We start from the raw sequence: 17,875 nt of genomic DNA, 5'->3' as shown, positions 1-17,875 counted from the left end.
GCGCCTCCTAGGTGAGCCGGTAGCGGCTGGCGACGTCGAGGGTTGCCCAGCCTGCGGTGCCGGTGTAGTCGGTGATCTGGATGGTGCCGTCGGCGTTGATGTCGAGGACGCCGAAGATTCCGGAGGCCACCTCGGTCACACGGCGGACTCGCTTGGCCGGGGCGGCGGCGGCTGGCAGGGTGCCGACCGTGGCGACGCCGGTCGTGGAGGCCGGAGCTCGGGCCAAGCCAGCCAGGGCCGCCGTGCCGTCGCCGTGGATGCGGTAGGCGGGCGTGTAGTACGTAGCGGAGAACGCGGTCCAGCCGGTGTTAAGGGTGAGCGTCTGCCATGTCCCTGCCGTGGTGGGCGGCGCGGTGCGGCCCAGGGTGATCCAGTTTCCCGAACCGGACTGAGTGATGAGGATCTGATCGTCGGCCGTCGGGGTCAGGTAGGTGTCCATCCGCCGTGCGGTGATGCCGTCGGTGGTCAGGACGGTGCCGTCGCTGTTGACGGTCTGGACGATGGCGAGCCGCCAGTCTGCGCCGCGCACGGCCGGGGTCTCGACCCCTGCCTGCACGGCTTGGCGGCGGATGGCGTCCGCGAGGTCGGCGGGCGTCGCTGAGTCGCTCACGCGTCCTCCTTTGCGGAGATCGTGGCGATGGTGAAGTCGCCGCCCACGTCGAGAGGTACAGAGAAGGACTGCACCTGGTGGAGCTCCTTGCTGCCGTCCGGGTACAGGATCCGGATCACGTCGCCCGGTTCGAGTGCGGGGTTCGGCAGTGAGGAGATGTCGGCAGAAGCGTTCGGGGCCATGGCCGTGCGCAGCTTGAGGGTGGCGGCGGCCGTGCAGGCGGCCGTCGTCGTGAGCGTGCTGGAGCTGTAGAACGTCGTCCGGTGGCCGAACGGCCCGCTCCAGTAAGTCGGGCTGGTGGGGTCGTTGTCGACCACGAGCGAGCTGACTGGGGCGACGCTCGTCTCCGTGTTCTCGCCGCGGGCCAGGACTGCGTTGTAGACCTTGTCGGCCGTCATGCCGCGGCTGGCAGAGACGTAGGCGCCGCCCTCGCCTGCCGCGATCGTCCAGACCGGTGTGCTGGTGAGGAGGTCGGGCAACTCGGCGATGACAAAGACACCATCCACATCCGCGTACACCTCGGCGCCGATGGCCGTCGCCACCTCGGCCACGGCGGCCCATCGGTCGCCCTCGGTGTCCCAGGTGCGGGGACCGATCGCCGCATCGGTCGCCCGGTTGATCACTGAGGCGGTAGGGATGGTGGACTGGATCAGCGCGGTGACCGCGGCGACGGCGTTCCCGGATGCCTTGTACGGGGCTGTGAACTTGTCGTCGGCGATCACCACTTCGAGGCCCTTGCCGGTGATGGTGACGGGGCCGTCATCAATGTCGCCGGTGACGGAGTCGACCCGGAAGACGCCGAGCGGGACGAGCTCCTGGCTGCCGTCGGAGTACTGCACGCCCCGGCTGACACGCAGCGTGGCCCCGTACACGGACAGCTTGTCCGTGGGCGTGCGCGGGATGAGCGAGGTATCGGCCAGCGTGATCGAGCAGGTCCGGCGCACCGCCTGCCCACGGTCGACAGTGACCGACCCGCCCGTGTGTTCCAGGCGCTCGACGCGCCCGTCCGTGCGGAAGAGGACCACCTCGGTGGCCAGCGGCCCTGACTCGGCGATGGCGGCCAGGAAGCGGGCGGAGACGGCGTACACGTCAGCCTCCGATCCGCCGGTCGAAGAGGACGTCTTCCCACGTGGCGTAGGCGTCGAGGACGTCCTGCCAGGTGCCGAACTGGGACAACACGTCCTGCCAGGTGCGGCCGGCCGTTCCCGCCACGCCGATCGTGGTGGGCATGTCGACCTGGGTGAGGGGCAGGGTCCATTGGCGCCAGTCCTCGTCGATCTGGTCGATGAGGCGCGGCAGGCCGATCTCGCCGACGGTCACGTAGAGGTCCGTCTCGTGGACCCCGGGGGCGACCTGCCAGAGGAGGACGTCCCCGGAATCGAGGAGCCAATGCAGGGCAGCCGCTTCGGTGTCGCTTCGCGTCAAGACGACGAGGTCGCCTTCCAGGCCACCGCGCACGTCCGAGAGCACGACAGGGTTCCGCCGCCCGCGGACCCGGTATGCGGCCTGGCTGATCGCCCTCTTCCAGGCAGGCGGAGTGACGACTATGAACTGTGCGTTTCTCTGCGGCTGTCCCGGGTCCTTGATCCAGCAGATGTTCTCGTCGCCTGCGGTGAGCGTGACGCCGTCGCTGGCCCGGAAGCCGGGGATGGCGCTGAGGGTGGCCCGCAGCTCGATGTAGTACGAGGCCTCCACCCCGAGCGGAGCCTCGTAGTCCTCGACGACCATGAGGTCCGAGGTGATCGGCTGCAGATTGATCAGCCCACTGGTGCCGCGGACGAGGGTGCGAGAGCCGTCCTCGGCAACCCGGTAGATGGTGACGTACTGGCCCGGCGTGAGCTCCCGCAGCGTCAGCGTGATCGACGCCGTGTCGTCGTGGCCCTCGACGGCGGTGAGCGGCAGGGACTGCCAAAGGGCCGCCCGGTCGATCCGCCACACCGAGGACGTCGTCGTCGCGGTGACCGTGTACTCGATCGCCGCCTGCGTGGCGCCAGCCGGGGCGGTGAAAGTATTGCCGATCAGCCACCAGTCCGGCGTGGGGATCGCCGCGGAGGACCCGCTCGTCAGGCCCAGATCAGCGTTGGAGTCGTCGTACCAGCGGATCCCCCGGGTGAGGTTGAAACCCCCGGCGCTCACGTTGCTGTAGACCTCGGTGCGGAAGGACAGTCCAGCGGCACCGGACGGCAGGGCGAATTTCGCGGACCGGATGACGCTCGTCGTCGCGGTGGATGACGTCACGGTCCCGGCGTAGGCACCGTCCCACGCGTAGGCTCCCCACGGCGTCGACCGCGTGATCGTGGCGACGCCCGAGACAACCGTCCAGCCGGCCACGCCCTGCTCGAAGCTCGCGTCGGCGTAGGGCAGGACGGATCCCGCTCGCAGCACGGGGGCCGTGGCAACCACGGCCCCGTCGATGCGCAGGATCTGCCCGGCGGTGGCGGAGTCGATGCCGGCTGCGATGGAGCAGGACACCGTCGCCGCGGGGGCAACGGCGGATGCGTACTCGCGGTACCAGCCCGTTCCGGGGGCGGCGAGGGTGGAGCGGGTGGCCTGGATCTGAGAGCCGCCAGAGTCGTAGAAGCGCAGTTCTACCCAGGTCGTGGACCCGGAGGTTGGCGGGTTGAGGTAGCAGTAGGCCACGTACTCGACGCCCGGCGTCGCGTCCGGCCGGTCGTTGCTCCGCATCGAGGCGTTGCCGTTGGCGGTCGCCGTCATGGCGATCGTGTGGCCGCCGGCCAGGTACCAGTCGACCGGCCAGACGACGGGCGGCACCGACCGGGCGATGGTGCAGTTGACCTCGTTGAACCAGGCCGTGGCGTCGATCTCGCCGTGCTCCGCGTTGAAGCCCAGCTTGTTGCCGGTCGTGACGATGGGGTAGCCGAAGTAGAAGTTCTCGTAGTAGGAGAAGACGTTCGCTGCGGCGGGTGTGGAGGACACCACGACCTGCGCGCGGGCCGCGGTGCCGGGCGCCTCCCCGCCCACCGCGATCCGGTGCCACGACGCGCTCGCCGACGAGGTCGTCATCGACCACGTGATGCTGATCTCCGCGTTCGACGCGTCGAGCCATCGGATCCCGATGCGCTCCGGGACCGTGGCCCCGGAGGCATCGCAGAAAGCTTCGTACTCGGTGAACGGGGTGACCACGTAGGAGGAGACCGTCCGGGCCTGCATCTCCCCCGACGCAGACGACTTGACGGCCAGGACACCGTCACCGTTCCGGCCGCCGGAGCCAAGACTGATCACGCAGTTGAGCTTGGCGACCCAGCCCGACATGTTCGGGTCGACGGACTCTGTCGTCGCGCTGAGGAAGTTACCGGGGATCGCCATGGCTCACCTCCGTCCCGCGCGCAGTGTCTGGACGAGCTCGCCGTTGGAGCGGCGGACCTCAGCCCGCGCGATGTCGGTGATCTCGCGGTCGCCGACGTACACCTGGACGTGCAGGTCGCCGAGCCCGCGGTTGGATGCGGCGGCCATCATCACGTCCCACTGCGGGCCGGTCAGGACGGCTTCGGGGCGGCCCGTGCCGTTGTAGACGGTGCTGTGACCGGGCATGAGCCAGCCGCCGCTGTCGTAGCCTCCGGGGCGGTTGTACGCGGCGGCGAGACTGCCGTAGCGCGCGAGCGCGTACCGCATGGAGGCGTAGATGTTGGCGAGCGGGTCGTAGATGCCGCGGCTGCGCAGGGGCCCGGCGTAGGCGGCGAAGGTGCTGCCGATGGTCTGCATGAGCCCGCGGGAGGGGTCGCCGGCCTGAGCGTTGATGTCCCAGTTGTTGATCGCCATCGGGTTGCCGCCGGACTCCTGGTTCATGCGGCGCAGCACGATCGGCAACAGGCTCGCGGGCTGTCCGACGAGCTTGAGGGCCTGGAGGACGACGCCGGACCAGCGTTCGACGCCGGAGCCGCCCACAGGGCCGCCGCCGAAGTCGAGCAATTCCTTGGCGCCCTTGACGACTTTGTCCTTCAGCCCCTTGATCATCTTGAGTGGGAGGCCTGCGATGCCCTGGGCCCACGGGCTCTTGGCGATGCTGGCGATCCGGTCCCGGGTCGGCTTGATGATCTTGTCCCAGATCTTCTCGGGGTCGGTCAGGATGTCCCACGCGTTCCCCGCCCAGCCCCCGATGGTCTTCGCCGCGCCGGTGATCCCGCCCCAGATGTCGGAGACGATCCCGCCGTCGGCGAACCGCTGCACCGGACCGCCAGCCGCGAAGCCGGGGAGAGCCCCGTACCGGTTGATGTAGTCGAGCGTTCCAAAGCCGACCTTGCGGGCGGAGTCGCGGCGGACGACGTACTCGTCGGCCATCATCAGGGCGGGGATGGAGTCGCGGCCCGGTACGCCGCCCCGCGTGCGCCCGCCCCGCGCGAACTTGACTGCGTCGAGTTTGCCCAGGTCAAGGAGCCCGGCGACGGTGTTCCAGACCTTGCGAATGCCGTTGTTGTAGACGACGTCGACCACGAACTGCACGGGCGCGCGCGTCAGATCCTTGATTTTGGACCAGATGCGGCCGATGAAGCCGACGCCGCTGTCGAAGGAGTCGGCGACAGATCGGACGCCGCGCTTCAGCAGGTCGAACGCTGGGCTGATCACGTTCCGCCAGGTCGCGGAGATCACGCTGCCCGCCGCCGACCAGGCAGGCCGGATGACGCTGTCATAGATCCAGCGGAAGACCGCGGCGAGGGGGCCGGTGATGAAGGAGCGCACCGCCATGAACGTGGCGAGGACGCTGTCCCACCAGGCCCGGATTACCAGGGCGATGCCCTGGAAGACCGGGATGGCCACGTTGGTCCACAGCCACCGGTAGACCGCACCCATGGCTCGGGCCAGTGCGATAATCCCAGCCGCGACGGGCTGGAAGACGTTGGCCCACAGCCACATCGCCACGGCGGCGATGCCCTGGAACGACGGCCGGATGGCGCTCGTCCACAGCCACATGGCCACCGCGGCGATGCCCTGGAAGGCGGGTAGGATCGCCGCCGACCAGAGCCACAGCGCGACCGCGGCGACGAGCTTGAACGCCAAGTAGATCGGCGTGAGTACGGCAGTGACGACGACGGCGAGCAGCACGCGGGCGGCCAGCCCGATGGCCGAGAAGACGGGGCTCAGGACGCTCGACCACAGCCATACCGCCGCAGCTCCCACGGCCAGCGCTCCGGTCACGATGCCGGCCAGGGCGGGCTTGATCGCCGAGTTCCAGGCCCACAGGGCCGCCGTCTGGATGCCGTTCCACGCCGCGATGACCGCGGCCCGGAACCAATCGACGCGCTGGAAGGCCACGACGACCGCGGTGCCGAGGGCCACGATCGCCGTGATCACCAGAATGATCGGGTTGGCGTTCATGACCAGGTTGAAGGCGGCCATGGCGAGCGTCGCCCCGTTCTGGACGAGCGTCCAGGCCAGGATCACCGCACGGTAGACCGAGAAGACCGCCGTCACCGCGGCCGTGGCCACGGACTGCGCGGTGAGCGCGAGCGTGAAGCCGCCGATGGCGATGCCGATCGGGATCAGCCACGTGCCCATGTCCCGAAGCCAGCCCACCACCGCAGCCCCCGCCTCGACCGTGCCGCGCAGGGCCGGCACCAAGACGGAGATGGTGGCCGTGGCCAGCTGCACCAGGACCGGCAGCACCCGGGTGCCGATGAAGTCGGTGAACGCCTGCTCGATCTGCCGCTTGAAGACCTCCAGCTCGTGGGTGGGCCCGTGCCGGATGGTCTCGCCGAGCTTCTGCGCGGTGCCGCCGAAGGCGCCGAGGCCAGCCGCAGCGGCGGACGGGTCCATCGCGAAGAGCGCCTTGCCGAGGTCTTCGGCCTGGGTGCCGAAGAGCCCGACGGCGGCGGCAGATTGGGCGACGGGGTCCTTGATGGCACGGAGCCGGTCGAGGGTGAGGTCGAGCGCCGCCTTCGCGGTGGCTCCGCCCGCCCCGAACTTCGCGGCCATGTCGTCGGCGGACAGGCCAAGGGCCTCGAAGCCCTCGACGGTGGTCTTCGACCCGTCCACCGCCCGGATGGAAAATTCCTTGATCGCGTCGGCGGCGATGTCGGCGTCCCGGGCGCCGGCTGCGATGGCCTGGTTGATCAGCCCGATGGCATCGGCGCCGGTCAGACCGGCCTTGCGGAACTGCGTGCTGTATTCATTTACCGTGTCGAGGAGATCGTCGGCTTTGTTGGCGCCGGACTGGAACCCCTTCGTGATCAGGTCGAACGCCTCGGACGAGTTCTTCGCCAGCCCGGTGCGCATGAGCTGGCTGACGGCATTCGTCACCCCGCCCAGGTCCTGATCGAACGTCTTCGCGACGTCGGAGGCCTTCGTGGCGATCTGCTCCAGTTGCGCATTCGTCGCCCCGGGCGGCGCCAGGCCGGCACTGACGACCGCTTTGATCGCGTCCGCCGCGTCCTGGAAGGAGTCGACAACGCCTGTGCTGTAGAGCCGTCCGGCGACCTTGCCCTGGGCGGCGGCCACCTTGCCGGTCGTGCCGAGCTGGGCCTGGAGCTTGGCCCGGATGCCGGCCTGCTCCAGCGCGTCGGTGATCCCCTTGACCAGTAGGGCACCCGCGACCGCGCCGGCTGCAGCAGCGCCGATCTTGAGCTTGTCCCGCAGCCCACCGCCTGCGGCGTCCCCGGCCTGCTGGCCGGCGTCCTCGGCGGGCCCCACGAGCTGGGAGCGCAGCTCGGCACCGATCCCCCGTACCGAGGGGATGATCTGGATGGATGCGTAGCCGACGTTCGGCACCGGCCACCCCCTCGGGTCTGGTCAGGCGATGCGGCCCTCGGCGATGGCGCGGCGGCGCTCGTCGCGGCGGCGGCGTGCGTCGTCCAGGCGGGCCGTGCGGGCAGGGCTGGGCCGCCGGGCCGGCTTGGTGTCCCACCAGCGGGGGTAGGGCTTCGGCTTCTTGGGCAGGTCGGACTTCTTGGTCACGGCGGTGGCCTGCACGTGCCAGTCCAGGTGGGCGATCATGTCGAAGACGTCGGCGAGAAGTACCTGTTCGCCGGTCGGCTCCGGCCGGCCCTGGGCGAGGGCGATGCGCGTGGCCGACTGCGGGGACAGGCCCCGCACCAGGCTGGCAAGCTCTCGCCACGTCAGCTCGCCGGTGAAAAGGTGCCGGAGCCGGACCCCGTACTCGCGGCGGAGGTCTGCCTCTACGGCGCGTCCGTGGTGACGGATCAGCTCGCAGAGGCTGCGGATTCCCCCGGCTCCAGCCCGGAGTGCCGGCGGTAGCCGTCGAAGAGCGCCTTGAGCTTGTACTGCGGGAGCTTGATCTTACGGAACTCGGCCCAGGCTTCGTCGCCGAGGGCTTGGCGGAAGATACCCGTCATAGCGGGGATGTCGCCGCCCTCGGCGGCCTCCATCAGGGGCCAGACGTCCAGGCCCTGCATGTGGGCGAACTCCCAACGCCGGCCATGCCAGTGGACGCGCCACGGGCGGAGTTCGACCTCGGACTCGACGGCGTCGAGGTTGAAGTCGAAGGGCTGGTCGTCAGGGGCCGCGGTTCGGGTTGCCATAGTCAGGTCTCGCTCTCGGGCTTGAGGATCTGGATGCTGCGGGCGGGCAGGGTCAGGCGGACCATGCCGGCGCCGTCGGGCTGGAGGGTGACCTCAATGAGGTCGGCCTGCACCAGCCAGGGGAAGGGGCGGCCGTCGACCTCGACCGCGCCGCCGGGCTGGATGACGATCTCCCCGGCCACCGGCGAGGGCTGCGCGGAAGAGCGAGGCCGCTCGGTATGGAGAGCAGCGACGACACGGCTGCGCAGCTGACGCGGCAGGCTCTCGCCGGCGCCGATGAGCCCGAGCTCGATCGCCTTCGTGGCGATCTGCTCCTCGGTGAAGGAAAGGGGCATCACGGTTCCTTGAGAGAAGGGCCGGGGCGCGTCCGAACCGCGACGAAAGGCCGCGCCCCGGCGGTCAGGATCCGGCAGTGAACTGACGGACGAAGATGACCTTGCCGCTGGTGGGGAAGATCGTGGCGATGAACTTCGCGGTGGCCAAGTCGGTTTCGTTCTCGGTGACGTCGCCGTCGACGGTGACCTCGGCGTACTGTGCGGTGATCACGCGCTTGATCTTGTCGTCCTCGCGCACCTCGAACGCCAGCTTCACCTGCGCCGGCCGCGGCACGATCAGCTGCGTGTCCGTCGACCCGGGCCACAGCAGCGAGCGCGTGGTGGCGTTGTCCTCCAGCGCGGTGAAAGATCTGGTCAGCTTGAAGTGCGCACGGGAAGTCCGCACCAGGATGCCGCCCCATGCGTACTTGTCGTCGACGTCCTCGTCACGGGACTCGGTGAAACCGTCATCCCCGTCGAGGAGACCCACCAGGTCCCACTCCGAGGGGAAAGGATCATCGACGGTCGCGGGGTTCACAGCGCTGAGCGGCCCGACGTACACGTCCGCGTCGGTCCACAGGCTTGCGTTCAGCGGGTCGCCGGCCACGGCGGCCTCCTCAGGCGTTCAGGTGGTCAGGACGTCGCGGTTCAGGCAGTACGGGTCAGGCCGTGGCAGGCCGGACATTGGCGAGCACCGTGAACGTGCTCAGGTCGAAGCCGCTCGCCTCGTCGACGGCGGCGAGCGGTCCAGTGCCGGGGCGCACGCCGCGGATCACCGGGCCGGAGTGGACGATCAGCAGCCCCTGGCACAACTGCGCCAGATCATGCGCCTGGTCGGCGTCCGCGTGCCAGACGGTGATCCGCAGCGTCGCCCGGGCGTTGGCCATGGACGAGTGCGGAAGGTCACTGTCCTTACGCACCAGCACATACGGGGTACGGGGCGTCTCAGGGGAGCGGTCGCCCGGCACCAGCGTGCCGACCGTCACGGCCGCCGCGAACACCTCCGAGCGCCCGGCCAGGGCCTGGCGCAGGATGTCGGCGGCGGCGGACTGGGCGTCGGGGAAGACCACCAGGCGTTTCACCGGGCGCCCCACTCCTTGACTTCCAGGCGGGCCGCGCCGGCTGCCCGGGTCAGCACTCCGTGGGTGGCCTGCAGGGCCATGCCGCGGGGGTGGGCGATGACCACGGAGGCCGCGCCGCGGTCGGTGGTGTAGGGGCGGACCTCGACCGGGATGCCAGCGGGGACCTGGGCGCGGGCGTGCGCGGCGACCTCGGCGGCCACCTGGTCGACCAGCGCGCGTACTTCCGGGCCGCGCAGCACCTCGCGTACCCCAGCCGTATCGAGGCGGAAGTCGGCGAGCATCGGCCTCACCTCCTTTAGCCGGTCGCCCGGCGGATGTCGAGCTCCACGTGGTGGACCGTGCCGTCCAGGGGATCGGTCCAGCGGGCCACTTCGCCGTCGACCTCCAGGAGCAGGCCGGCCCACTCGATGCGGTCGCCGGCCTGGATGTCGAGGTCGACGCCGGGCGGGGACTGCACGTGCCAGCCGGTGACCACTGCTGTGCGCTCGGGGAGGTGGGTCTCGGTGGCGGTGGTCGGCTGAATGCTGACCTCTTGGACCTGCAGCCGGTCGACGGCGTCGGGCGACCAGTCGAGGACGGTGTTGCCGGAGCGGTCCACGCGGGTGCCCGCGCGCACGCGCACGATCGCCTGATCGAAGAACATGCTCACAGGTCGCTCCCGGTGCGGACCTGGTGGCGTGCGACGGCCGCCGACCACTGCGCGGTGACGCCCACGGAGGCTTGTGTGCCGAAGGTGACCGACTGCCCGCCCACGGCCTTGGACTGCACCCCCGGTACCACCGTGTACAGCGATCGGGCCTGGTCGATGACGGCCTCGGCCACATCGTCCGGGATCTCCGCCCACCCGTGGGTGTAGATGATCTCCAAGCATCCCAGCCGGTTGGGCCAGCACTGGCCGCCGAGCCGGCGCAGAATCCCGGACTCCGACCACTCGTAGTCAGTGCCAGCCGTCAGCAGCGTGCCGTCGAGCTTGACCGAGGAGACAGCCACGGTCGGCCACACCGGCAGCAGCACCGTCTCGCGGCCGTTGCCGTCCAAGCGGATCATGTCCCCGGCGACGAGGGTCACCGGGTGTCCGACTGCCCCGCGGAAGCGGCGGGTTGCGGCACGCAGGGCGGCCAGCAGCTTCGGGTCGTCGGGGCTCTTGCCCAGCCACACAGCCAGCTCGGCCGGGTCGGCGAGCAGGTCAGTCGCCACCGCCGCCGGCCTTGTTCGCCGTGGTACGGGCCTTGTTCCGGGCGGTGGGGCGCGCCTTGCCCGACGGCTCACCCGCCTCAGTACCGGGCGCGGGAACGTCGGCGAGGTCGGCGTCCGTCAGACCGAGGCGGGCCGCGTCGGTCTCGTTGTACTTCACGACCGACTCCGCCCCGCTGGGGGTACGGATGCGGTACTTCTTCAGCGGGCCGCCCACGACGGCCACCTCCTCGGGCAGGTCGAAAGGCACGTTGGCCGAGGGCGGGCCGCATGCGCCGCCCTCGGCGCCGCAGCACGGGCACCGCCCGTTGGCCAGACGTGAGGTGATCAGCATCAGGGCGCGAGCTGGCCAGAGGTGCGCATCGCGGCCAGCAGCGCATTGAGCTTGGTGCGCAGGGCGTTGACGTCTGCGAGCAGCGCGTCGTACTCGGCCTTGGTCGGGGTCGCGCCGGCCGCGGCCGCCGCGGTGGCCGCGGCGGCGTTGGTGACGGCGGCGGTCTGCTTACCCTCTCGGGCCGCGCCCGCCGCGGGGTTCAGGTAGGGCATGGCGGTCTCCGATCAGGCGGTGAGGTCGACCTCGACGAAGGCGCTGGGCTGGACCACGCCGAAGGCCGCGCGCATCTCGGCGAGGATGGCGACGAGGTTGCGGATGAAGAAGTCGAGGTGGGAGTCGGTGACCTGGATGGTGGCCTGCTCGCGGTCCCACAGGATCGCCTTGCGCCAGTCGCCGACGTAGCCGGTACCCGCGGGGACGGCCTCGGTCTCGATGACCGGCAGGCCCCACAGCGTCTGGGCGGTACCGGCGCCCGAGGGGCCGCCGAAGTAGTAGCGGCCTTCGTTGTCCTGGAGCAGATCGATGGTCTCGACGTCGGCGGGGTTGAGGACGAAAGCGTTGGCGATCGAGCGGCCGACGGTGCGGACCTTGGTCTTCGCCTTGCGCAGGGTGACCAGGATGTTGGTATCCCAGGCCTGCGCCTGCACGCCGGAGACGGTGCCGACGCCCTCGAAGTTCTCGCCGGTGCCGTCGCCCTGAACGATCTGGTCCTCCAGCTCCTCCTCCAGGCCGTAGCGGAGGAACGCGTCGATCAGGGTGCGGATCTGTGCCGCGTCCGACAGGGCCCGCTTGGTGACCGGGATCCAGTGCGCGATCGTCTTCACCGGCGTGGTGATCTTCGCCGTGGCCAGCGCGCTCTCCGGCTTGTAGCCGCCGCCGGCCGCGTTGACCAGCGCGCCCGGCACGGACGCCGGCGCCGTCGGGGCGGCCGCGGTCGTGGCCTCCGCGACGGGGGCGGCGTTGTTGGTGGTCGAGGTGACCCGCACGTACTCGACCGTGTCCGAGGTGGTGGTGCCGTTGGTGACCACGTCCCTCAGGCGCAGCGGGCGCTGGAAGGCGTCCAGGCCGACCTGCAGGCCGAGCTGGTCGTTGACGACGAAAGCGCCGGCGGAGGTGTCGGAGGCGCCGGTGACCAGGGACTTGAAGCCTGCCATCCCGGACTGCACGCGCTGCTTCTGCCCGAACTGGCCGCTGGGCGCGGTGGCCATGAGGGCTGCGTACTCGGCGGAGTCGATGAACTGCTCGCCGGTGCTCTTGCGCCGGTCGGGCAGTTCGAACCCGGAGGCCGTCCGGCGGCGCCCGTCCTGGTCGGTCTTGGCGTTCAGGGCGATGTCGTCGCCGAGGTCGGCGAGCGTGCGGCGCAGCTCGTCGTTGCCCTTGAGCCGCTCGATCTCGCTCTTGGCGTCGGTGGCCTTGGCCATGTGCTCCCGCAGCGTTGCCGCCTCGTCGGGCGTGAAGTCACGGTCGCCGTCCTCTTCTGCCGCCTTGGTGATCTGGCGGGCCTCAAGGAGGTGGTGCTTCATGAGCTCCTTGAGCTCATCGATCTTGCTGGGCATGTGTCCTCATTCCGTGAGCGAGAGCTCCAGCTCCTTGAGCTGCAGCTCGGTGCGCAGACGGGCAGAAGCGGCACCGGCCTTGGCGACACCCTCGGCGGGTGCTTCGCGGAGATCCGGTGTGGTCTCGTCCTCAGTGCTGCTCGGGGGTATCTCCTTGGCTCCCTGGGCGGGCGGGGCCTCCGGCTGGGCGGACGGCACGGTGCCGTCGGCCGCCGGGCCCGGCTGGCCGGACTCCTCGGGGGTGTTCTTCGACGGGGCGCCGGCCTTGTCCGGCTCCGCCGCGGCGAGCACCTCACCGATGGCGTTGTACGCCTCGGTGAGGGCGTCGAAGTTCTTCTGCGACAGCACGCGGCCGGCCTTGACACCGTCCACCAGGCCGCGGGCCTTCGCGCTGATCAGCTCCGTCTCCTGGTTGGCGCCCACGAGTGTGGGCCCGACCTCGTGAATCTTCAGCTTCCGCAGCTCGTAGACCTCGCGGCCGTCCCGCTCGCCCCAGCCGCCGTCCTCGATGTCGTAGGCGAAGCTGAACTGCGTGACCCGGCGGCCCTTCAGCAAGCGGAAGACCTGCTGGGCCTTGGGGTTGTCCAGGTCGAGCTGCCCGGTGACCAGGAGACCGCCGGCGGACTCGCGGGCGTCGGTGACGTGCCCGATGTGCGAGAACGGGTCAGACCAGTCGTGGGACCAGATCACCGGGATCGGATCACCGGAAGCCTTCCAGCGGGCCAGGTCATCGGCGAACGCGCCCGGCATGACCACGTCCCCCACCGAGTCCTCGTTGCCGAACACCGAGACGATGGCCGTGAACTCGCCGGCGCCGAGACCGTCCCCTTCGCCTGCGGCCTTCACCCGCGCGGGGGCATCCTTGGTCAGCACGTCAGCCCTCCTTCGCGTAGTCGAGAGTGCAATGGCAGCCCGCGAGCTCCTTCGCTTCGCCCCGCCCGTCCCCGGGCCAGCGCAGCCCGTTGGAGAAGACATCGTCGAGAGCGACCCGCTCGCCGTTCTGGGCCTTGTGCGACGGCCGGGGGTTCGGCCCGCCCGTGCGCCAGATCTTCTGCTTCAGCCCGCTCACCCCGGCCGCGTCACACCCGCCGAAGCCCCGCAGGCCAGTCCCGGCGGTCACCGCCCGCATGCCAGCCGTGCTCACCCACGTGCTCGCCGCACTCTTCAGCGCCTCGCGCCAGTCCTCGCCACCCTCGGCCTGGACCTGCGCGACCGCCTTACGGCCGGCCTCCTCGTGCTGCTCGGCGTGGGTGGCGGCCGCGGCCATCACCCACGCCAGCATCGCCTCCGCCGACCAGCCCTCGGCCTGCTCATTCCACACCGAGAGCACCTCCCACGCCCCGACCTGGGCCATCCGGAACCCGTGATCGGCCAACAGAGCCGTCATCTGCGCGACCCGGTCCTCGTGCCCGGACGCCCACAGCTGCAGCAGATCCGGCATACCGTCGGCCTTGGCCCCGGCCGCGGTCAGCAGTGCCCGGCCGGCTCGTTCGGTCAAGCGCACCAGCGCCGCCTCCAGCGCCTGCTGTTCGGTCGCCGCGGTGCCGAGATCAGCGGGCCTGGCGCTCTTGGCCAGCGCCAGGCCGCGCGCTTTTGGGAACGGATCCGGCTCCGGCGCCGTATCCCGCGGCGACGCCAGCCCGCCGGCCGTGACGTTCATCGGGACGATCAGCTCGTCCCCGCCCTCCACCGCCGGAAGGTTGTTCCGGGCACGGATCTCGTTGCGGGTCATCCACGGCCCGCCCGTCGCCGTCGATGCCGCCACCGCCTGCTCCTCGAAAGACCCGCGCAACTTCGCGGCGATGTTGAACTCCGCGTAGACGCCACTGCTGTCGGGCAGGTCGGGCAGGATCTGCGCACCGATCTCCTGCTCCAACATCACCAGCCACGGCCCCAGCGTGTCCTGGTACAGATGAGTGTGCTGCTCCTTGATGTTGGAATAGGTGGCGTGGTCGAGGATCCCGATCAGCGGCGGCGGAATGAAATACGCCGCCGACACCTCCTCGCGCGTCAGCTTCCGCGCCTCGATGTACTGCGCCTGCTCGGGGTTGAAGCCCACCGGCACATACGTCATGCCGTCCTCAAGGATCGGCGTGCCGCCCTCCGCCCCACCGCCCGCGGAGAACGTTCGCCACATCTCCCTGAAGCGCTGCTTCTCCTTCAACCCCCACTCCGGGGCCTCCGACGGCCGCGTCAGCACACCCGTCAGCCGCGCGCCGCCCCGCCACATCGCCGCCCGCTGCTTGGCCGCCTCCGTCGACTCCAGCAGCAGCTCCCGCAGTGCCTCGATCGGCGACGACCCGTAGGTGAGCGTCTCCGGCGCATAGCCGTGGACGTGCACCACCTGATCGACACCGAACTCCCGCCCGCCGGGCGTCTCGTAGTGATCCGGGGCCACCCAGTTCCCGCCGTGCGGGCGGATCAGCGTCGGCGGCACCGGCAGAAGCCTCACACGGCCGTCCAACTTCAGCTTGATCGCATAGGCGTTGTCGTACAGGGCCAGGTCGGAAACCATGCGCTCCACGAACCGGTACTGCGTCATCCCCGGCAGCGGCGCATCGAGCAGGACAGCGAGCGGATGGTCCACCAGCCGCTCCCGGTCGGTGTCCGACAACCGCCGAAAGACGTGAATGCCCAACTGGGCAACGTTCCGGGCGATGAAGCCGATCACCGTGCGCACCTGGGGCTGCGTCCGCCAGATCGCCTCGTACTCCCACGGCGCCGCCGGCAGCGGCATCGGCGCGAAAGACGGCAGCACCCCGGCACCGGTGACCGCCAGACGGCCGGAGGAGACGACGAACGCCATCAGCCACCCCCACCAGGGGCGAGGACCTGCGTGAACTCCACCCGGGACCGCTCTACGACGACCTCACCGTCCACCCGCTGCGGCTCCCGGCCGGCCTCCAGAAGCTCCACATCCCGGAGCACGAGCAGCGGACCCCTCTGAGCCCACAGCACACCCGAAAACGCCTTGTCGGCGAGGTTGACGACCACCCGGCGGCGGACCGCTGTACGGCGCCACGCGAACATTACGGCCTCCCGCTCCCGGCCGTCACACGACCATGATTTCGTCCTCGTCCGCGTACTTGCTGCGCCGCCGCGGCGGCCGCGCCACCACCTCGGACATCGCCGTCGCCAACGCGCTCACGCCGTCGATCTTGTCGCCGCTGTTCGCCTTGTCCGGCTTCACGTTGCCCGCCGGATCCATCGCCACCGCGAGATTGTCCACGCACCAGCGGGCCACCGGATGCCCGCCGTGCCGCAGCGCCGGCGCCTCCGGGCTCCCCTGCAAGACCAGGCGCTGAATCTCCTTCATCACCGGCGACATCGTCGCGAACCCCTGCCGGACCCTCACCAACGGCGCCCGCTCCGAGGCAAGATCGTTGGTCAGCTGGGAGGCGTTCCAAGGGTCGTAGCCGATGCTCTTGACCTTGAAGGCGTCCCGGTCTCGACGGATCTGCTCCTTGATGAAGTCGTAGTCCGCGACGTTCCCGGGTGTGGCCACCAGGTAGCCCTCCCGCACCCACCGGGACGCCGCGCCGGCCGTGCGCTTGTCCAGCGCGCCGAGGTTGGCCTCCGGTGTCCAGAACCGAAAGAGCACGTCCAGGGTGCCGGTACGGTCGTCGGGGAAGAGCCACGCCAGCGCGCACAGGTCGGAGGTCGAGGCCAGGTCGAGGCCGCCGTAGGCTTCCCGGCCGGCCAGGAGCCTCTCGTCGACCATGCCGGCGTTGGCGTCCCAGTCCTCCAGCCGGATGAAGCGCGTCGCCTGCTTGGTGCGGATGCCCAGGTGCAGCCGCAGGAACTTCGCCAGGTCCGCCGGGGACTGCTGGGCCTCGGCTGACGCGCCCCGCAGGTAGGCCGCCGACGGGGAGACGCCGTAGCCGGGGTTGGCCTTCCGCCACGTCGCCTCGGCGTGCGGGTCATCCTCCTCGTCCGCGCCCCAGACCACCCCGTAGGTGTCCGGATCGTGCAGGGCCCCGCGGGCCAGCTGCTCGACGTACTGCCGCTTGCGGTCGTAGATCGACTCCTGCTTGCCGTCATCCGCCGTGGTGATCGTGACCACCAGCGGCTGACGGCGCGAGCCCGTACCGGTCTCGATCGTCTCGACCAGGTCCGCCGTCTTGTGAACGTGGAGCTCGTCGATGATCCCGCCGTGAACGTTCGCGCCGTGCATCGCCTCGGCCACCGACGAGACCACGGTGAAGTAGCTGCCGGACGCCGGGTGCGTGATCTTCTTCGTGAACGCCTTGACGTTCCCCTTCAGAGCCGGCGCCCGCTCCGCGATCAGCCGGATCGGATCGAACGTGAAACGCGCCTGCTTCTCCGACGTCGCCGCCGCGTACACCTGCGCGCCAGGCTCCCCGTCCGCCGCCATCAGGTACACCGCGATGCCGCCCGAGAGCGTGGTCTTGCCGTTGCGGCGGGGGACGTCGACGTAGAGCTTGCGGACAATCCGCACGTACCCCTCCGCCTCGTCGTCCCACCGCACCCACCCGAACACGGGCGCGATGATGTAGGCGACCTGCCACGGGTCCGGATCCAGCGGCTTGCCCGCCCACTTGCCCTGGGTGTGGCGCAGCAAGTGGAACGCCTGGAGGACCCGGTCCACCCGGTCAGGGTCGAAGACGGCGCCCGGGGCCTCGCCAGGACTGGGAGTCTGGACCTTCGGCGGGCAGTCCGGCAGCGGTACCCCCCGCTCCGCCAAGTACCAAGCGACCTCGGGAGAGATGCCGAGCTCAGCCGGATCCCGCGAACGGGTTCGCCTCGTCGCCATCGTCCGCCTCCTGACGCCCGACCCTGGCCTCGGCCGAGGGCGTCAGCCCGAACTCACCCGCCCACGCGCGCAGCTCCTTCGACGCCGCCTCGATCACCGCCACCGCCGGATGCCGCACCCGCCCCTGCGAATTCGTCGACAGCACCGAACCGTCCTGCGCCATCTCCCGCTGCGCCTGGACCAGACGGTCCCAGCACAGGCAGTACGCCGCCAACGCCGACCGGTCCACCGGCTTCAGCAACTCCAGGCGGGCCAGCTCCGGCACCACCCGCTCCCACTCCGCCCGCGCCTCCTCCGGAAGCCACTCCGGCGGCTCCGGCGGCAGCCGGCGGAACGACGGCACCGGCTTCACCAGGCGCCCGCCGGAATCCCGACCCGGCGCCCGGCCCTCGACCAACTTAAGCCCGGCTGGACGCGGCTTCGGAGAGGCCATCCCACACCTCCCGACCGCGAATCGGATCCGCTCCGCCTGTGCCCTACATCACGACCCGTCCGTGCCCAAGGCGCCGACGGCCCAG

Annotated in this window: 20 protein-coding genes; all 20 read right to left on the bottom strand. The window is 70.3% G+C overall.

Features of this window, described 5'->3' with window-relative positions; genetic code table 11:
• Positions 1-7 precede the first annotated feature (7 nt).
• On the bottom strand, positions 8-610 hold the full coding sequence (locus tag ACFPP6_RS06325) for a hypothetical protein (RefSeq protein ID WP_382038051.1): 603 nt from the start codon (positions 608-610) through the stop codon (positions 8-10).
• A complete protein-coding gene (locus ACFPP6_RS06320) occupies positions 607-1,698 on the bottom strand; it encodes a DUF5047 domain-containing protein (protein WP_382038049.1) in 1,092 nt (363 codons plus the stop codon). The genes ACFPP6_RS06325 and ACFPP6_RS06320 overlap by 4 nt, the downstream gene beginning before the upstream one ends.
• Position 1,699: 1 nt before the next feature.
• A complete protein-coding gene (locus ACFPP6_RS06315) occupies positions 1,700-3,937 on the bottom strand; it encodes a hypothetical protein (protein WP_382038047.1) in 2,238 nt (745 codons plus the stop codon).
• A gap of 3 nt (positions 3,938-3,940) precedes the next feature.
• A complete protein-coding gene (locus ACFPP6_RS06310; protein WP_382038045.1) occupies positions 3,941-7,333 on the bottom strand; it encodes a phage tail tape measure protein in 3,393 nt (1,130 codons plus the stop codon).
• Between the two features lie 21 nt (positions 7,334-7,354).
• Positions 7,355-7,657: a hypothetical protein gene (locus ACFPP6_RS06305; protein WP_382038043.1), complete on the bottom strand. Its 303-nt coding sequence runs from the start codon at positions 7,655-7,657 to the stop codon at positions 7,355-7,357.
• A 107-nt stretch (positions 7,658-7,764) separates the two neighbouring features.
• Positions 7,765-8,103, bottom strand: coding sequence for a hypothetical protein (locus ACFPP6_RS06300; protein ID WP_382038041.1), 339 nt, complete (start codon positions 8,101-8,103; stop codon positions 7,765-7,767).
• Between the two features lie 2 nt (positions 8,104-8,105).
• On the bottom strand, positions 8,106-8,438 hold the full coding sequence (locus ACFPP6_RS06295) for a hypothetical protein (protein WP_382038039.1): 333 nt from the start codon (positions 8,436-8,438) through the stop codon (positions 8,106-8,108).
• A gap of 64 nt (positions 8,439-8,502) precedes the next feature.
• A complete protein-coding gene (locus ACFPP6_RS06290; protein ID WP_382038037.1) occupies positions 8,503-9,024 on the bottom strand; it encodes a hypothetical protein in 522 nt (173 codons plus the stop codon).
• Between the two features lie 55 nt (positions 9,025-9,079).
• The gene (locus ACFPP6_RS06285; RefSeq protein ID WP_382038035.1) at positions 9,080-9,499 is read right to left on the bottom strand and encodes a hypothetical protein; all 420 of its coding nucleotides are present in this window, start codon (positions 9,497-9,499) and stop codon (positions 9,080-9,082) included.
• Positions 9,496-9,780, bottom strand: coding sequence for a hypothetical protein (locus ACFPP6_RS06280; RefSeq protein WP_382038033.1), 285 nt, complete (start codon positions 9,778-9,780; stop codon positions 9,496-9,498). The genes ACFPP6_RS06285 and ACFPP6_RS06280 overlap by 4 nt, the downstream gene beginning before the upstream one ends.
• A gap of 14 nt (positions 9,781-9,794) precedes the next feature.
• Positions 9,795-10,142, bottom strand: a complete 348-nt coding sequence (locus ACFPP6_RS06275) for a hypothetical protein (protein WP_382038031.1) — start codon at positions 10,140-10,142, stop codon at positions 9,795-9,797.
• Between the two features lie 2 nt (positions 10,143-10,144).
• Complete coding sequence (locus ACFPP6_RS06270; RefSeq protein WP_382038029.1) at positions 10,145-10,696, bottom strand: mobile element protein; 552 nt, start codon at positions 10,694-10,696, stop codon at positions 10,145-10,147.
• Positions 10,686-10,943, bottom strand: a complete 258-nt coding sequence (locus tag ACFPP6_RS06265; protein WP_382038027.1) for a hypothetical protein — start codon at positions 10,941-10,943, stop codon at positions 10,686-10,688. The genes ACFPP6_RS06270 and ACFPP6_RS06265 overlap by 11 nt, the downstream gene beginning before the upstream one ends.
• An 83-nt stretch (positions 10,944-11,026) precedes the next feature.
• Positions 11,027-11,239 (bottom strand): hypothetical protein, encoded by a 213-nt coding sequence (locus ACFPP6_RS06260; RefSeq protein ID WP_382038025.1) that lies wholly within the window; start codon positions 11,237-11,239, stop codon positions 11,027-11,029.
• Positions 11,240-11,251: 12 nt separating this feature from the next.
• Positions 11,252-12,583, bottom strand: coding sequence for a phage major capsid protein (locus tag ACFPP6_RS06255; protein ID WP_382038023.1), 1,332 nt, complete (start codon positions 12,581-12,583; stop codon positions 11,252-11,254).
• A 6-nt stretch (positions 12,584-12,589) separates the two neighbouring features.
• The gene (locus ACFPP6_RS06250; protein ID WP_382038021.1) at positions 12,590-13,456 is read right to left on the bottom strand and encodes an HK97 family phage prohead protease; all 867 of its coding nucleotides are present in this window, start codon (positions 13,454-13,456) and stop codon (positions 12,590-12,592) included.
• Position 13,457: 1 nt separating this feature from the next.
• On the bottom strand, positions 13,458-15,389 hold the full coding sequence (locus tag ACFPP6_RS06245; RefSeq protein ID WP_382038019.1) for a phage portal protein: 1,932 nt from the start codon (positions 15,387-15,389) through the stop codon (positions 13,458-13,460).
• Complete coding sequence (locus tag ACFPP6_RS06240) at positions 15,389-15,613, bottom strand: hypothetical protein (protein ID WP_382038017.1); 225 nt, start codon at positions 15,611-15,613, stop codon at positions 15,389-15,391. The genes ACFPP6_RS06245 and ACFPP6_RS06240 overlap by 1 nt, the downstream gene beginning before the upstream one ends.
• Before the next feature lie 22 nt (positions 15,614-15,635).
• Positions 15,636-17,192, bottom strand: a complete 1,557-nt coding sequence (locus tag ACFPP6_RS06235) for a terminase large subunit (RefSeq protein WP_382038015.1) — start codon at positions 17,190-17,192, stop codon at positions 15,636-15,638.
• 127 nt (positions 17,193-17,319) lie between these two features.
• Positions 17,320-17,790: a phage terminase small subunit P27 family gene (locus ACFPP6_RS06230; protein ID WP_382038013.1), complete on the bottom strand. Its 471-nt coding sequence runs from the start codon at positions 17,788-17,790 to the stop codon at positions 17,320-17,322.
• Between the last annotated feature and the right edge of the window lie 85 nt (positions 17,791-17,875).

It is taken from the genome of Streptomyces aureoversilis (assembly GCF_042657885.1).
GTDB lineage: Bacteria > Actinomycetota > Actinomycetes > Streptomycetales > Streptomycetaceae > Streptomyces > Streptomyces aureoversilis.
This window is presented reverse-complemented; position numbering and strand designations above follow the sequence as displayed.

Excerpts from the sequence above, each read along its gene's own strand:
- ACFPP6_RS06255 (WP_382038023.1), bottom strand. The coding sequence starts at position 12,583 with ATGCCCAGCAAGATCGATGAGCTCAAGGAGCTCATGAAGCACCACCTC.
- ACFPP6_RS06280 (WP_382038033.1), bottom strand. The coding sequence starts at position 9,780 with ATGCTCGCCGACTTCCGCCTCGATACGGCTGGGGTACGCGAGGTGCTG.
- ACFPP6_RS06245 (WP_382038019.1), bottom strand. The coding sequence starts at position 15,389 with ATGGCGTTCGTCGTCTCCTCCGGCCGTCTGGCGGTCACCGGTGCCGGG.
- ACFPP6_RS06230 (WP_382038013.1), bottom strand. The coding sequence starts at position 17,790 with ATGGCCTCTCCGAAGCCGCGTCCAGCCGGGCTTAAGTTGGTCGAGGGC.
- ACFPP6_RS06315 (WP_382038047.1), bottom strand. The coding sequence starts at position 3,937 with ATGGCGATCCCCGGTAACTTCCTCAGCGCGACGACAGAGTCCGTCGAC.
- ACFPP6_RS06295 (WP_382038039.1), bottom strand. The coding sequence starts at position 8,438 with ATGCCCCTTTCCTTCACCGAGGAGCAGATCGCCACGAAGGCGATCGAG.
- ACFPP6_RS06300 (WP_382038041.1), bottom strand. The coding sequence starts at position 8,103 with ATGGCAACCCGAACCGCGGCCCCTGACGACCAGCCCTTCGACTTCAAC.
- ACFPP6_RS06260 (WP_382038025.1), bottom strand. The coding sequence starts at position 11,239 with ATGCCCTACCTGAACCCCGCGGCGGGCGCGGCCCGAGAGGGTAAGCAG.
- ACFPP6_RS06275 (WP_382038031.1), bottom strand. The coding sequence starts at position 10,142 with ATGTTCTTCGATCAGGCGATCGTGCGCGTGCGCGCGGGCACCCGCGTG.
- ACFPP6_RS06240 (WP_382038017.1), bottom strand. The coding sequence starts at position 15,613 with ATGTTCGCGTGGCGCCGTACAGCGGTCCGCCGCCGGGTGGTCGTCAAC.